This window comes from Cupriavidus sp. C3SS-1, from assembly GCF_057073755.1.
Genome location: NZ_CP172699.1, coordinates 3,151,630 through 3,166,074, shown reverse-complemented (window position 1 = coordinate 3,166,074; position 14,445 = coordinate 3,151,630). Strand labels below are relative to the sequence as shown.

The following is a 14,445-nucleotide window of genomic DNA, read 5'->3' as shown; positions in this document are numbered from 1 at the left end:
CAGCGATAAAAATAGCATTGTCGCGGTGTTTCGCCAGGCACTTTTTGCTTCCGGATATGCCGGATTGGGGAAAACACTATATTGATGCGACGTGAAAAGTATTGTAGCGGAACTGTCAGTTAGGCGTAAGCTTCCTGCGCCGCAACAGGTTCTATCGGGTCGGTTTTTTCAAAAAATAATGAGTAAAATCAAAAGTTTGGGAAAATGTGATGAATTGTTGCACCGTTCTGCCTGTGGATTTGGTGCAACGCCGCATTCCTCTGGCCGCGGCGCTCGCGCTGAAGCGGGTACGCCTGATATTCCAGACTGAACCTCCGTGCCGATGACCGAATCCCCCATCGTTGTGATCTACGCGCACCCGAAGCCGCGCCATTCGCGTGTCAACCGTCCGCTGGCGGAAGCGCTGGCGTCGCTGCCACACGTCGCTGTCCATGACCTCTATCGCCGCTATGTCGACTACGACATCGACGTCGTCACCGAACAGCGCGCGCTGGCCGCCGCGGAGACGGTTGTCCTGCAATATCCGGTGCACTGGTACAGCGTGCCCGCGCTGCTCAAGCTCTGGCTGGACGAGGTGCTCGAATATGGCTGGGCCTACGGCCCGGGCGGCACGGCGCTGCGCGGGAAATCCGTGCTCGCGGTGGCGAGTACCGGCGGCACGTTCGATTCCTATGGGCCCGAAGGCAACCATGGCCACGCGATCGAAGCCTTCCTGCTGCCGCTGGAGCAGACCGCGCGGCTGTGCGGCATGGACTGGCTGCCGCCGCTGGTGCTGCACGATGCCGACAACACCGACGCCCACGTCCTGGCCGAGCACATTGCCCATGTCTGCCGGCGCATCGGCGCCCAAGAAGGCGGCCCGGCAGCGGCAGGCGCGGAGGTGCGCGCATGAACCAGCATGATTTCCTGATCGCGCTCGTGGTTTTCCTGGTGGCGGCCGTGGTGGCGGTACCGCTGGCGCGCCGCACCGGGCTGGGCGCCGTGCTGGGCTACCTGCTGGCCGGCGCGGCGATTGGCCCGTTCGCGCTGCGGATGGTGACCAATGTCGAGTCGATCCTGCATTTCTCGGAATTCGGCGTCGTGCTGATGATGTTCGTGATCGGGCTGGAGCTGGAACCGCGCAAGCTCTGGGCGCTGCGGCGGAGCATCTTTGGCTATGGCGGTGTCCAGCTTGCCGCCTGCGCGCTGGTGATCGGCATCCTGGCGGTGCTGGTCGGGGCGCCGTGGCCGGTGGCGCTGGTGGCGGGGCTGGGACTGGCACTGTCGTCCACCGCCATCGCCCTGGCCACGCTGGCCGAGCGCAACCTGTTCGGCACGCCCGCGGGCGGGGCCAGCTTCGGCATCCTGCTGTTCCAGGATATCGCGGCCATCCCGATGATCGCGCTGTTGCCGCTGCTGGCGGCGGAAAGCGCGACCGACGCCAGCGGCGCAGGCGGCTGGCAGGCGGCGGCCAAGGGCGTGGCGGTGATTGCCGCCGTGGTGTTCGGCGGCCGCTACCTCGTGCGCCCGGCCCTGCGTTTCATCGCCCGCACGGACATGCGCGAGATGTTCACCGCGTTTGCGCTGCTGCTGGTGGTGGGCATTGCGCTGATGATGGACGCAGTGGGCCTGTCGATGGCGCTGGGCACCTTCGTGGCCGGCGTGCTGCTGGCCGATTCCGAGTACCGCCACGCACTCGAGGCCGACCTGGAGCCGTTCAAGGGCTTGCTGCTCGGCATGTTCTTCATGGCGGTCGGGATGTCGATCGACTTCGCGGTGCTGGCGCGGTCGCCGGCGACTGTGCTCGGCCTGGTGGCGGCATTCGTCGTCGCCAAGACCGCCGTGCTGGTGCTGCTGGCGCGGTACTTTGCCATTGCGCGCGGCCAGCGGCTGCTCTTTGCGCTGCTGATCTCGCAGGGTGGCGAGTTCGCCTTCGTCGTGTTCGGCGTGGCCGGCTCCGCCGGCCTGCTGCCACGCGAAACCGAAGCCTTGCTGGTGCTGATCGTGGCCTTGTCGATGGTGGCCACGCCGTTGCTCCTGCTTGCCTATGACCGCCTGGTAGCACCGCATGTCGGCGCCATGAACCGGCGCCCCGACGATGCCATCACGCCGCAGGACAACCCCGTGCTGATCGCCGGCTTCGGGCGCTTCGGCCAGATCATCGGCCGTTTGCTGTATGCGCAGGGCATCGGCGTCACCGTGCTGGACCATGATCCCGACCAGATCGAGTTCCTGCGCCAGTACGGCTTCACGATCTTCTATGGCGATGCCACCCGGCTCGACCTGCTGGAGGCCGCCGGCATCGCCAAGGCGCGCATCCTGGTCGTGGCCATCGACGGCATGGACGACAGCCTGCAACTGATCGACCGCGTGCGCGAACGCTATCCGGACCTGCAGATCTACGCCCGGGCGCGCCATGTGTCGCATATCTACCAGCTCAAGGACCGCGGCGTGCAGCTGTTCGAGCGCGAGATGTTCGAGGGCTCGCTGATGCTGGGCCGGCGGGTGCTGGAAGGATTGGGGTTTGACCCGGCGCAGGCGCGCAGCGTCGCGCTGCGTTTCCGCCGCCACAACATCCAGGCCATCGACCGCTTCTATCCGCACTACACCGACCAGAAGAAGCTGGTGTCGCTGGCGCGCCAGGCGCGCGACGAGCTGGAGGAAATGTTCCGCCAGGACCGCGAGCAGCGGCGCCAGCAGGAAGAGGCGGAGTGGTCTTGATCCCGTGGACGGCCCGCCTTCAGCGGCGGGCCAGTGCTTCGGCGGGGGCGCCCGTCTTGCCCGGCAGGCCGCCTTCGAGCAGGTCCACCACCATGTCGGCGAACGCCGCGTAGGACAGCTTGCCGCCCGGCTTGAGCCAGGTGAAGGTCCAGTTGATCATGCCGAACACGGTCATGGTCAGCGCGGTCTGGTTCTCGCGCGTGACGCGTTCCGGGTACGCACGCCGCAGCATGCGCGAGAACGCCGCGACCACGTCGCGCTCGCGGCCGAGGATGACCACACGCTGCTCTTCGGCCAGGAATTTGACGTCATTGATCAGCGCGATATGGCGCGTCTGGGAGTTCTCGTACTCGGCCAGGAACGCGCGGATCAGGCTGGCGAAGCTTTCGCGGTCGGTGCGGCCCTGGCGCTCGGAATCGGCCTCGACCTCGGTGACGATCAGCATCAGCCGGCGCGTGTAGCGGTCCAGCAGGTCGAACAGGATCGCTTCCTTGCTCTCGTAATAGTGGTACAGGCGCGCCTTGGAGGTGCCGCAGGCGGCGGCCAGGTCGGCCATCGAGGTGCTCGGATAGCTGCTGTTGGCAAAGGCGGCGGCCGCCAGTTCCAGGATTTGCTCGCGCTGTGCTTCGAAGTCGGGGGCCTTGGTTCGCGCCATATCGGTCCGGCAGGGTGTCCGGGGAGGGGGAAGGGAAGGGCGCGTTATTCCGCGCCGGACGTCAGGTGCCGGCGCAGTTCGCAGGTGTCGAGGGAATCCGCGTTGCCGCGCAGGACCAGCCGGCCCGTGGAGATCAGTTCCCGGCAGCGCCAGAATACGAACCAGTCGCTGGCCAGCAAGCCTTCGATAGCGCCCATCACGCTGCCCACCACCTGGGCGGCGGGTGTCCAGTCGGCCGGGGCCCGGTCCATGATGATGTCGTCGATGCTGTGGTAGGCCGCCGGTACCAGCGTATTGCCTTTCCACAGCCGCACGTCGGCATTCTCGCGCACGTTCTGCTGCCATTCGTAGCCGAGCCGCCCCAGGCGCAGCACCGACACCGGCGCGATGGTCGAGAAGCGCCGCGCCAGCCGCGCCGGCGAGTACATGCCGATCGCGGCCAGGCCGGCCTGCGGCGGCAGTTCCAGCTCGCGCAGGTCCATGGCCACTTCATTGATGCGCTGGGGCGCCTGGTACAGGTGGAACACCACGCGGCGCAGCATCAGCTGGTCGGCGGCGCTCTGTCCGTGCCAGATCGCGATTTCCATTTCGCTCTGGCGCAGCATCTGCAGCTGCTCCAGTGCCTGGCGCATTTCGGCGGGAAAGTCGATGTCGGTGTGCGGAGCGACCCGTTGCCAGAAGCCGGCGCGGATCTGGCCAATGCCGTCCACGTCGACAAGCGGTCCCACGGCCAGGTCGTCGCGCAGCACGATCACGGGATCGGGCCGGGCAGCCTGGGCCAGCGCCTGGCGCAGGGTATTTCCGGCGACATCGCCGTTGACGACGTGGATATATTGCATGGCCGTGATTGTATATGCGTGGGACGGTTCTCAGTCACCTTGCGTGGGCCGGCAATGCGCCCCATTCTTATTGTAATCACGGCGCAACTTCGCTAGATGGTGCAGCTTCAGCGTTCGTCGTAGCTGACCACGACCCGCGGCGTGAGCGCACGGGCCTGGCAGGTCAGCACGAAGCCCTTCTCCATTTCCCACGGTTCCAGCGTGTAGTTCTTCTCCATCTCGACCTGGCCTTCCAGCACCTTGGCGCGGCAGGTGCAACAAACGCCGCCCTTGCACGCATATGGCAGGTCCAGGCCTGCGGCCAGCGCGGTGTCGAGCACTTTGCCGTCTTCCATGGGCAGGCGCATGGTGTGCTGCTTGCCGTCCAGCACGACGACGAGCTCGGCCGTGCCGGCATGATCGGCGTGGGCGGGGGCCGGGGCGCGCTTCTGGCGATCCAACGGCACGCCAAACCGTTCGGCGTGGATGCGGTGCGGGTCCAGCCCGGCGTCGCGCAGCGCGGCTTCCACCTCGTCGATCATCGACGCCGGGCCGCACACGAAGGCGGCGTCGATATCGTCCACCGGGATCAGCGTTGCCAGGAAGGCAGAGACGCGGGCATGGTCCAGGCGTCCGTGCAGCAGGTCGACTTCCTGCGGCTGGCGCGACAGCACGTGGTACAGCGTGAAACGCGCCAGGTACTGGTTCTTCAGGTCTTCGAGCGCTTCGGAAAAAATGATGCTGTCGACGTTGCGGTTGCCGTAGACCAGCGTGAAGCGGCTGCGAGGCTCCGCCGCCAGCGTGGTGCGGATCAGCGACAGCACCGGCGTGATGCCGCTGCCCGCGGCAAAGGCGACATAGTGGCGCGCCGCGCTGGCGTCGAGCGGCACGTAGAAGCGGCCGTCCGGCGTCATGACGTCGACGAGCTGGCCGGGCGCGAGGGAGTCGTGCAGGTGGCTGGAAAACACGCCGTCCTCCACCAGCTTGACCGCCACGCGCAGTTCGCCGCGCTCGGCGTAGTCCTGGACCCCGCAGCAGATCGAGTACGAGCGGCGCAGATCCTGGCCATCGACCGGGGCCTTCAGCGTCAGGAACTGGCCCTGCGTAAAGCGGTAGGCGTCGCGCAGGGATTCCGGCACCTCGAACGCGATGGAGATCGTGTCGGCCGTCTCGGGGCGCAACTGCGCCACGCGCAGCGGATGGAACTGTGGGGTCATGGCAGCTCGCTCGGGACGGTGGATCAGTGGTTTAGTAGGGTTTGAAATAGTCGAATGGCTCGCGGCAGTCCAGGCAGCGGTAGAGCGCCTTGCAGGCCGTCGACGCGAAGCGCGAGATTTCCTGCGTGTGGAAGCTGCCGCAGCGCGGGCACGCGACCGTGTCAGGCGCCCCCGCGCGTGCCGCGCGTGGGACGAAGTTCAGTGGCTGCACGGCGGGCGTGGCTGCCGCTGCGCCGCACGGCTGCGGCGGGGCAATGCCGAACTTGCGCAAGCGTTCGCGCGCAGCGTCGCTGATCCAGTCGGTCGTCCATGCCGGCGACAGGGCGGTGCGGATCCGCCACGGCCCGAGCCCGGCCGCGTCCAGCGCGTGGCCGATATCCTCCGCGATCTGCGACATGGCCGGACAGCCGGAATAGGTCGGCGTGATCGTGATTTCGAGCACGGCACCGTCAGCCACCGCGATCTCGCGCAGGATGCCGAGGTCGCGGATCGACACCACCGGGATTTCCGGGTCGGGGACAGCCTCCAGCACCATCCAGGCACGCGCGGTGCGTTTGGCATGGTCGGATTTGGCCACGGTACTCATGTCGGCTCCCCGTTCGCTGCCGCTCGCGCGCTACCACTGCGCGCCGGGATGGGCGCGCGCCAGGCTCTGCATCTCGGCCAGCAGGTAGCTCATATGCTCCGAATGCAGGCCGTGCTTGCCGGTGGACACGAAGGCGCTCGGCACCGGCTTGTCGAGCGTGGCGACCTCCAGGGTCTCGTCGACCGTTGCCTCCCATGCGTCGCGCAGGTCCGAGGTGGGCACGGCCACGCCCTGCGCGGCAGCGATCCGCTCCACGTCATCGCCCGCAAAGCACTCGTTCATATACGGCATCAGATGGTCGAGCGCGCGCTGCATGCGCCGGTGCGAGTCCCCGGTGCCGTCGCCAAGGCGGACCATCCAGCCGGCGGCGTGGTGCAGGTGATAGCGCGCTTCCTTGGCCGACTTCGCCGCGATGGCGGCCAGCCCGGAGTCGGTGCTGGCCTGCAGCACGTTCCACAGCTCGACCATCAGCGCGCTGTACAGGAAATTGCGCGTGATGGTGACGGCGTAGTCGCGGTCGCTGCTCGCGGTGCCGGCCAGCGGGCCGCTATGCGGCAGCTCGGCCAGCGTCCAGTTGCCGAACTCGCGTTCGCCGCGCCAGTACGCGTAGTCGTCCTCATGGCGCGGCCGGCCGGTCAGTGCGCCTTCGAGTTCGCCGGCGTGGGCGTAGAGCAGCCGGGACTGGCCGATCAGATCCAGGCTGATATTGGCCAGCGCGATGTCCTCTTCGAGCACCGGGCCGTGGCCGCACCACTCGGCATTGCGCTGGCCCAGAATCAGCGCATTGTCGGCGAGCCGCAGCACGTAGCGCAGCGCCGCGGTGCGCTCGGGCGGCAGGTGCGACAGCGCGAGGTCGGGCGTCGGGGTCGTCATGGTGGCGGGCCCTTACATGTGATTGACTTCGTCGGGCAGCTGGTAAAAGGTCGGATGCCGGTAGATCTTGTCGGCCATCGGGTCGAACAGCTCGGCCTTTTCCTCGGGCGCGCTGGCGGTGATGGCGGTCGACGGCACCACCCAGATCGACACGCCTTCCTGGCGGCGCGTATAGACGTCGCGCGCCATGTGCAGCGCCTGCTGCGCGTCGGCCGCATGCAGGCTGCCGCAATGCTTGTGCTCCAGGCCCTGCTTGCTGCGCACGAACACTTCCCACAGCGGCCATTCGTTCCGGGTCATGCTGGTCTCCTTGTCCGTTGCCTCAGGCGGCTTCACGCCGCGCCGCGCGCGCAGCCTGCTTGGCGGCGTGAGCCAGCGCGGCTTCGCGCACCCACGCGCCATCGTCATGGGCCTTCACGCGCGTAGCCAGGCGCTCGCGGTTGCACGGCCCGTCGCCGTTGATCACGCGCCAGAACTCGTCCCAGTCCAGCGGACTGTAGTCGTAGTGGCCGCGCTCGTCATTCCATTGCAGGCCCGGGTCGGGCAGCGTGACGCCGAGTACCTTGGCCTGCTCGACCGTCGCATCGACGAATTTCTGGCGCAGGTCGTCATTCGAGATGCGCTTGATGCCCCAGGCCATGGTCTGGGTGCTGTTGGTGGAGGCGGCGTCAGGCGGCCCGAACATCATCAGCACCGGGAACCACCAGCGGTTGACGGCGTCCTGCACCATCTCGCGCTGGGCGTCGGTGCCGCGCATCATCGCCAGCAGCGCGTCGAAGCCCTGGCGCTGGTGGAACGACTCTTCCTTGCAGATGCGGATCATCGCGCGCGCGTACGGCCCGTACGAGCAGCGGCACAGCGGAATCTGGTTCATGATCGCGGCGCCGTCGACCAGCCAGCCGATCACGCCGACGTCGGCCCAGGTCAGCGTCGGGTAATTGAAGATCGACGAATACTTGGCCCGGCCGGTGTGCAGCGCATCGATCATTTCGTCGCGCGAGGCGTTCAGCGTTTCGGCGGCGGAATAGAGATAGAGGCCATGGCCGCCTTCATCCTGCACCTTGGCCAGCAGGATGGCCTTGCGCTTGAGCGATGGCGCGCGGCTGATCCAATTGCCTTCGGGCAGCATGCCGACAATTTCCGAGTGCGCGTGCTGGGAGATCTGCCGGACCAGCGTCTTGCGGTACGCCTGCGGCATCCAGTCCTGCGGCTCGATCTTGCTGTCGGCGGCCATGCGTGCATCGAACGCCGCCTGGCGGCTGGCGTCGTCGAGGCCAGGCTCGGATGGAGCGACCGTAGCGGGATTGCCGGGCAAGTCCAGACTCTGCGTGTACATGGGAGCCTCCTTTGGCGGCGCCCGGTTCTCGCGACCGGCTTGCGCCCGGGTTCGGCCCCATTATATATAAGCCGACCGGTCGGTCAATTAAACGGAATGCGCGCCACGCGACCTGGCTCGGAAGCAGCGTCCTGGCAACTTTTACAAAGACAAGCAAAGCCGGCGCGACATGGGCTCGCGTGCGGGCTCGCTTCAATGACTGGGCGATCGGTACGAAACTTGCGCGGCGTACTGTTCGCCATGACAAACGATGCTCAAGCTTCGCTGCTACGTCCCGGGCACAACTGCTGGCGCGTGAAGCCATGCGCGCGCTTTGCGATGCTGGTCGATGCGGATGCCTACTTCACCGCGCTGCGCGAGGCGTTCATGCGTGCCGAGCAAACCATCTTCATCCTCGGGTGGGACATCGACAGCCGAATGCGACTGACGCACGACGCGCCGGACGATGGCTTGCCGGCCGAGCTTCGCGACTTTCTCAATGCCCTGTGCGAGCGCCGCAGCGGCCTGCACATCTATGTGCTGAGCTGGGATTTCGCCATGGTGTTTGCGTTCGAGCGCCAGTTCCTGCCCGCGGCGCGGCAGCACTGGCAGGCACACCGCCGGCTGTCGTTCTGCCTGGATGGAAGTCACCCTGCCGGCGCATCGCACCACCAGAAGGTGGTGGTCATCGATCACTGTCTTGCGTTCGTGGGCGGGCTGGACCTGACCATCCGCCGCTGGGATACGCCGGACCACCGTGCCGACGACCCGCGCCGGATCGATCCGGACGGCAAGCCTTACGCGCCGTTCCATGACGTGCAGTGCATGGTCGACGGCGCGGCCGCGCGCGCCTTGGGCGACCTCGCGGCCGAGCGTTGGCTGCACGCGACGGGACGCCATCCGCACGTACCGGAGATGCCGCAGTCGGACCCTTGGCCCAGCGCGGTCTCACCGGACGCCACCGAGATGCCGGTCGGCATCAGCCGCACGTATCCGGCCCGCGACGATGCGCCCGCCGTCAGCGAAGTTCGCGCACTCCACGCCGATGCGATCGCCGCCGCGCAAAGCAGCCTCTATCTCGAAAACCAGTACTTCAGTTCGGGACTGATTGCCGACGCCTTCGCGTCGCGCCTGCGCGACCCCGAGGGGCCCGACATCGCCCTGGTCTCGCGCCGCTCGGAAAGCGGCTGGCTGGAGGAGGCCACCATGGGCGTACTGCGGGCGCGACTCTGCCGGGACCTGCGCGCGGCCGACGCGCATGGTCGTTTCCGGCTCTATTGTCCGGAAGTGCCCGGCTTGCGAAGCGCCTGCGTCAACGTCCACAGCAAGGTGATGGTCGTGGACGACCGCCTGCTGACGATCGGCTCGGCGAACCTCAGCAACCGGTCCTTCGGGCTCGATACCGAATGCAACCTGGTTATCGAATCGAACGGCGACGCCCGTATCGCGGCTTCGATCCGCGCGATGCGCGACCGGCTGCTTTGCGAACACCTTGCGGTCACGCCCGAGGTCCTGCATCGGGCGATGGCAACGCATCCCCGGCTGCATGAAGCGCTGCGCGCGCTGCATCGGACCGAAGGCCGCACGCTGGAGCCTTTTACGCCGAGCGTTGCCGAAGATGTCGACGCCGTGCTGCCCGACGCCACGCTGCTCGACCCGATCGAGCCCGTCGACACCGACCAGGTGATGGCGGAGTTCATCGGCCACGAGACGCGGCCGCGCGCAGCCAGCCACGTGGCCATGCTGGTGGCTTTCGTGCTCGCGCTGGCCGGCGTGGTGTTCGCATGGCGCTATACGCCGCTGCGCGAGTGGACCGACTTCCGGCATCTGCTGGCGCTGATGGAACGGGTCGACGACATGCCCCTGGCCCCGCTTGTCATGTTGGGAGCGTATGTCGTTGGCGGGTTGATGATGTTCCCCGTGACCGTGCTGATCGTGGTGACGGTGGTGGTGTTCGGGCCGTTGTATGGGGCCGCGGTGGCGCTGGCCGGCACGGTGCTGGGCACGGCAGCGGGCTACACGGCCGGACGCCTGCTCGGTCGCGATGCGGTGCAGCGCTTTGGCGGCCGGCGGCTGAACCGGCTCAGCCAGCGGGTCGGCCAGCACGGCGTGCTGGCGATGGTGGCGCTAAGACTCGTGCCGGTGGCGCCGTTCACGCTGGTCAATCTCGTGGTCGGCGCGTCGCGCATCCGCCTGCGCGATTGCCTGCTGGGGACCGCCATCGGCATGTCGCCGGGCATCATCGTGTCGGCGTCATTGGTCGACCGCATCGCCGCCGTGGCGCACAATCCCGGCGCCGCGACATTCGCGCTGCTGGGGCTTGTGTTATTGCTGCCGGCCGGCCTGTGGCTGTTCCTGCGGCGAAGACGGCAGCGCCGCACACGGGCCCGGCAAGGCCCTGCATGCGGCACAGGCGTCGTCCACACGAGCGGCACGCGCGCCGCATCGAGCGAGCGGCCGCAATGAACGCGCCCACCCCGGCCGTGGCGGCCAGGCATGCCGAAATCATGGTGGCCAGCTACAACATCCACGGCGGCGTCGGTACTGACGGGCATTTCGTACCCAAGCGGATCTGCGAAGTGCTGCGCGAACTGCGCGCCGACCTGGTCGCGCTGCAGGAGGTGGAAACCCGCGCCACCGGCTTCGACATGCTGCGCTTTCTGTCCGAACATACCGGGCTGCACGCGATACCGGGACCGACGCTGGTGCGCGATGGCGGCGACTATGGCAATGCCTTGCTGACGCGCTACCCACCGATGGCCGTTCGTCATATCGATCTCAGCGTGAACGGGTACGAACCACGCGGCGCGATCGATGCGCAGCTCGCCTGCAATGCGGTCGAGTCCGGCACCTTCGCGTTGCGCGTGATCGCCACGCACCTCGGCCTGCGACCCGGCGAGCGCCGTGCGCAGGTGCGCAAGCTGCTTACAGCGCTGGCCGAAGTCCCGGCCCAGCCGACCATCCTGCTGGGCGATGTCAATGAATGGTTCCTGTGGGGCCGGCCGTTGCGCTGGTTGCATGCGTATTTCGAACGCACGCCGCATGTCTCGACGTTTCCGTCGCGCTGCCCGCTGCTCGCGCTCGATCGGATCTGGACCTCGCCGCGCGCGCACCTGGTCGCGGTGGCAAGCCACCGCAGCCCGCTCGCGCGGCTCGCCTCCGATCACCTGCCGCTGCTGGCGCGCATGCAGCTCAGTTCAAGGTAGGTGGGTCATGCCTGCGCGGCATCCTTCCTAGGGCGGCGCACCGCTCTGAGCTTTCCGCTGCTGCCGCCGCCACAGTAGAACTGGTCCCCGCCATCGGATTCGAGCCCGCTCACGCTGACACCCGCTGGCATCTCGAGCCGCTCCAAGACTTCGCCGGAGCGAGGATCAATGCGCCGCAGATCGCTGGCTTCGCCTTCCCATGTGCCGTGCCATAGTTCGCCATCGACCCATGTGACGCCGGTTACGAAGCGGTTCGACTCCAGGGTGCGAAGCACTTTGCCGGTTTCCGGGTCAAGCTGGTGGATCTTTCGCTCGCGATATTGCCCCACCCAGAGAGATCCTTCCGCCCAGGCCAGACCCGAGTCGCCTCCGCCGCCGGGCGCGGGAATGGTGGCAAGCACGCGGCCGGTCTGTGGATCGATTTTCTCGATGCGGCTCTCGGAGATCTGGAACAAGTGTTGTCCGTCGAACGCTGTTCCCGCATGCGCGGGCAATTCGATGGCGCGCACTGTCTGCCCGCTGGCCGGATCGAGCGCGTTGAGCTTGTCGCCGGAGGCGAACCATACCTGGCGTCCGTCGTAGGTGACGCCGTGGATGGCGTCGACGCCCGGGAACGGGCCGTATTCCCGAATGATTTCCGCTGCTGATGATCGCTTCATGTTCCTGTCCTCGTCACGGGTTGATGTGCGTTTCATGCTAGCTGCCTGGCAGCGGCGCAGGGAGTAACAAGGTCGTCGCGAATCCGGGGATAGGGGGCGTCATCCAGCGACGCGCGCGGCCGTGGCCGACGGGCTGCACCTTGCCCGTTGCCGCCAGGGCATCGAGGGCGCGCTGCATGGTGCGCTGGCTGGCGCCGAGCGCAAGCGCCAGAGCTGAGCTTGACCACGACTCGCCATCGGCCAGGCAGGCTAGTACGGTGGCGTAGGCGTCTTCGACGGGGAGTGCCAGCACGGCGACATCGGTTGCATCGCGGGGCCCGAGCGCGAATCCGCGGCCAGTCGCCGTGATGTCACCCAGCGGCCCGAGCGCCGCGCGAAGCCGGCCGATCTCCACGCGCAGCCGCGCACGGTGTGAAGCATCGGAGAACTTCGTGCGGAACGCGCGCGCGATCAGCGTGTCGCGCGGCACATCGTCCGGCCACGCTTCTCCAAGCATGCGTGCAAGGGCGAACAACACCGGGCGCCGGGCAAGCGCGACCACGCTGTGGTTGTTGCGCACGACGAGGCGACACGCATCGACCACCAGTGTTCCGGAGGCCAGTAGCGTTTCCACTTCGTCGAGCCGGAGCAACCGCTCGCTGCCGCGCGTGAGCAAGCGTGCAGCAGGCGTATCGAGGACGACGGAAGCGTTTTCCACCTCGGCCATCAAGGCAGGAATGCCGGCCTGACGCGCCGCGTCGGCGGCCCGGCCGAGCGCGACGCGGGCCGCCGTCGTCCGCAGGCGCCGGATTGCGATGCCGGCCGCGACAAGTTCGTGCGCGGCCCGCAGGGCGGGCGGCAGGGGCGTAGCGAGATCCAGTCCGGCAAGCCGGTGTTCAGCCTCATCGAGATGGCCGGTCAGCAGCAGGCGACGGACCTGCAGATAGTGGGCATGCGCTGCGTTGGCTCGGTCGCCGTGCGCTTCCAGCGTGGCGCGCGCCGCGTCCAGCGCCCGGACTGGGCAGCCCAGGTCTCGCGAGGCGAGGGCGATCTCGGCCTCGGCGACGATGCAACGCGCGCCAGCCACTGCCTCCTTCGGGCCGAACGCGCGCGCGGCGGCACGCAACAGTGCCTTGGCCCGGGCAAAATCGCCCAGTTGCGCCATGGCGATCCCGCGGAGCGCCAGCGCCGGTGCATCGTCACGGAGGGCGACGCGGTTGAGCGCGCCGAGCGGATCACCTGACGCAAGCGCGCAAGCGGCAGCTGTGATTAGCGAGTCCATCCGGATTCCGCCACGCTTCTCATCTCATCGTTGGTGATCGCGCGTAATCTAGCATGCGGCTGTCCGCCGCGTGCCGCAGGCAGCACGTGTAGTATGGGAAAGGCGGCTTGCAGCCGCCATTCCCTTTTCCTGTCCACGGAGGTAACGAAGATGACCGGCGCGGCGTACAACAAGATCGTGGTAGCGGTGGACGGCAGCAGCACGTCCACCCTGGCCCTGGATGAGGCGGTTCGGGTGGCGGGCCCGGGCGGCGCAACCGTGCTCGCTCTCTATGTCGTGGACAGCGCGACGCCGCTTTTCGATGCGGGCTTCTACGATCCAAGCCAGGTTCAGAAGGCGTTCGTAGAGAGTGGGCAGCGCGCGCTCGAAGAGGCCGCCAGGCACCTGGCCGCCGTCAATGTGAAGCACGAAACCAGGCTGGTGAGCGAAGCACCCGTACCGGGCGACATCGGGGCCTCCATCAATGAAGCGGCGCATCAGTGGGGGGCCGATTTGCTCGTGATTGGCACGCATGGGCGGCGCGGCGTGCGCCGGCTGGTGCTCGGCAGCGTGGCCGAGGCGGTGATCCGGCAATCCACCATGCCGGTGCTGCTGGTGCGTGGTGAAGGCGCCGCGGACTGAGTTACAGGGGCCGGCGGTCAGCCCGCGAAGCGGAAATGTCCGCTGCGCAGCACGATCTCGCGGGCTTCGGTCAGTTCGAACAGGCTTTCCGCCAGTTGCTCGATGCGCTGGCGATTGCTGGTAAACGCAGCCAGCAGGTCCTCCTCGCGCGGCGAACGCGCGCCGAAGTGCGCTTCGAGCGCTTCGGCTGTGACGGAATACCGGGTTGGACTGCCGTTGACCGTTGCCGGGCAGGACAGCCTCAGGCTGACCGCGCAGTAGGTCGGGGTGGCGCGAGGAAACGAGACAGCGGACATGGCGTACCCCTCGTGCGGTCGACGAATCAATGACAACAGTCTAGGACATTGGTCGGCGTGGTAAAGGCTGCAAATCGCCCTTGCGTCGAATCGGGCACGGTGAAACAACTGGCTCCGCTCCGCGACGGCAGAATTGGTGCGATGCGGCAAATCAGCGAATCCATGTGTCGTCCGCAACGATCCGCAGCACTGTTGCATCATCGCGAGGCAATCGCCTCAAGTTCGGGCCGCGTCCGGA

General features: G+C 67.2%; 15 protein-coding genes. 5 read left to right on the top strand and 10 right to left on the bottom strand.

From position 1 onward, the window contains the following. Positions 1 to 322: 322 nt before the first annotated feature. A complete protein-coding gene (kefF, locus tag ACIGJC_RS14790; protein WP_483709677.1) occupies positions 323 to 892 on the top strand; it encodes a glutathione-regulated potassium-efflux system oxidoreductase KefF in 570 nt (189 codons plus the stop codon). Further along, the gene (gene kefC / locus ACIGJC_RS14785) at positions 889 to 2,700 is read left to right on the top strand and encodes a glutathione-regulated potassium-efflux system protein KefC (RefSeq protein WP_483709676.1); all 1,812 of its coding nucleotides are present in this window, start codon (positions 889 to 891) and stop codon (positions 2,698 to 2,700) included. Before kefF ends, kefC begins: the two co-directional genes overlap by 4 nt. 19 nt (positions 2,701 to 2,719) lie before the next feature. On the opposite strand, the gene ACIGJC_RS14780 is transcribed toward kefC, so the two are convergent. The 7 genes from ACIGJC_RS14780 to paaA form a co-directional block, all read right to left on the bottom strand. Then, entirely contained in the window at positions 2,720 to 3,355 is a 636-nt protein-coding gene (locus ACIGJC_RS14780) for a TetR/AcrR family transcriptional regulator (RefSeq protein ID WP_483709674.1), read from the bottom strand. Between the two features lie 44 nt (positions 3,356 to 3,399). Next, a complete protein-coding gene (locus ACIGJC_RS14775) occupies positions 3,400 to 4,194 on the bottom strand; it encodes a DUF1835 domain-containing protein (RefSeq protein ID WP_483709672.1) in 795 nt (264 codons plus the stop codon). A 107-nt stretch (positions 4,195 to 4,301) separates the two neighbouring features. After that, entirely contained in the window at positions 4,302 to 5,390 is a 1,089-nt protein-coding gene (paaE, locus tag ACIGJC_RS14770) for a 1,2-phenylacetyl-CoA epoxidase subunit PaaE (protein ID WP_483709671.1), read from the bottom strand. 31 nt (positions 5,391 to 5,421) lie between these two features. Then, on the bottom strand, positions 5,422 to 5,976 hold the full coding sequence (gene paaD / locus ACIGJC_RS14765; protein ID WP_483709670.1) for a 1,2-phenylacetyl-CoA epoxidase subunit PaaD: 555 nt from the start codon (positions 5,974 to 5,976) through the stop codon (positions 5,422 to 5,424). A gap of 30 nt (positions 5,977 to 6,006) precedes the next feature. After that, complete coding sequence (gene paaC / locus ACIGJC_RS14760) at positions 6,007 to 6,849, bottom strand: 1,2-phenylacetyl-CoA epoxidase subunit PaaC (RefSeq protein ID WP_483709669.1); 843 nt, start codon at positions 6,847 to 6,849, stop codon at positions 6,007 to 6,009. 12 nt (positions 6,850 to 6,861) lie between these two features. Next, complete coding sequence (paaB, locus tag ACIGJC_RS14755) at positions 6,862 to 7,149, bottom strand: 1,2-phenylacetyl-CoA epoxidase subunit PaaB (RefSeq protein WP_483709668.1); 288 nt, start codon at positions 7,147 to 7,149, stop codon at positions 6,862 to 6,864. Positions 7,150 to 7,171: 22 nt separating this feature from the next. Continuing rightward, positions 7,172 to 8,185 carry a 1,2-phenylacetyl-CoA epoxidase subunit PaaA gene (gene paaA, locus ACIGJC_RS14750; RefSeq protein ID WP_483709667.1) on the bottom strand — a complete coding sequence of 338 codons (1,014 nt, stop codon included), beginning with the start codon at positions 8,183 to 8,185 and terminating at the stop codon, positions 7,172 to 7,174. 240 nt (positions 8,186 to 8,425) lie between these two features. On the opposite strand from paaA, the gene ACIGJC_RS14745 reads away from it, so the two are divergent. Both ACIGJC_RS14745 and ACIGJC_RS14740 read left to right on the top strand, forming a co-directional pair. Beyond that, entirely contained in the window at positions 8,426 to 10,630 is a 2,205-nt protein-coding gene (locus tag ACIGJC_RS14745; RefSeq protein ID WP_483709666.1) for a VTT domain-containing protein, read from the top strand. Then, positions 10,627 to 11,370, top strand: coding sequence for an endonuclease/exonuclease/phosphatase family protein (locus ACIGJC_RS14740; protein WP_483709665.1), 744 nt, complete (start codon positions 10,627 to 10,629; stop codon positions 11,368 to 11,370). The genes ACIGJC_RS14745 and ACIGJC_RS14740 overlap by 4 nt, the downstream gene beginning before the upstream one ends. Before the next feature lie 5 nt (positions 11,371 to 11,375). On the opposite strand, the gene ACIGJC_RS14735 is transcribed toward ACIGJC_RS14740, so the two are convergent. Then, complete coding sequence (locus ACIGJC_RS14735; protein WP_483711563.1) at positions 11,376 to 12,029, bottom strand: Vgb family protein; 654 nt, start codon at positions 12,027 to 12,029, stop codon at positions 11,376 to 11,378. A gap of 37 nt (positions 12,030 to 12,066) precedes the next feature. After that, positions 12,067 to 13,290, bottom strand: coding sequence for a helix-turn-helix domain-containing protein (locus ACIGJC_RS14730; RefSeq protein WP_483709664.1), 1,224 nt, complete (start codon positions 13,288 to 13,290; stop codon positions 12,067 to 12,069). A gap of 150 nt (positions 13,291 to 13,440) precedes the next feature. On the opposite strand from ACIGJC_RS14730, the gene ACIGJC_RS14725 reads away from it, so the two are divergent. Beyond that, positions 13,441 to 13,911, top strand: coding sequence for a universal stress protein (locus ACIGJC_RS14725; protein ID WP_483709663.1), 471 nt, complete (start codon positions 13,441 to 13,443; stop codon positions 13,909 to 13,911). A gap of 17 nt (positions 13,912 to 13,928) precedes the next feature. On the opposite strand, the gene ACIGJC_RS14720 is transcribed toward ACIGJC_RS14725, so the two are convergent. After that, the gene (locus ACIGJC_RS14720) at positions 13,929 to 14,207 is read right to left on the bottom strand and encodes a DUF1488 family protein (protein WP_483709662.1); all 279 of its coding nucleotides are present in this window, start codon (positions 14,205 to 14,207) and stop codon (positions 13,929 to 13,931) included. Between the last annotated feature and the right edge of the window lie 238 nt (positions 14,208 to 14,445).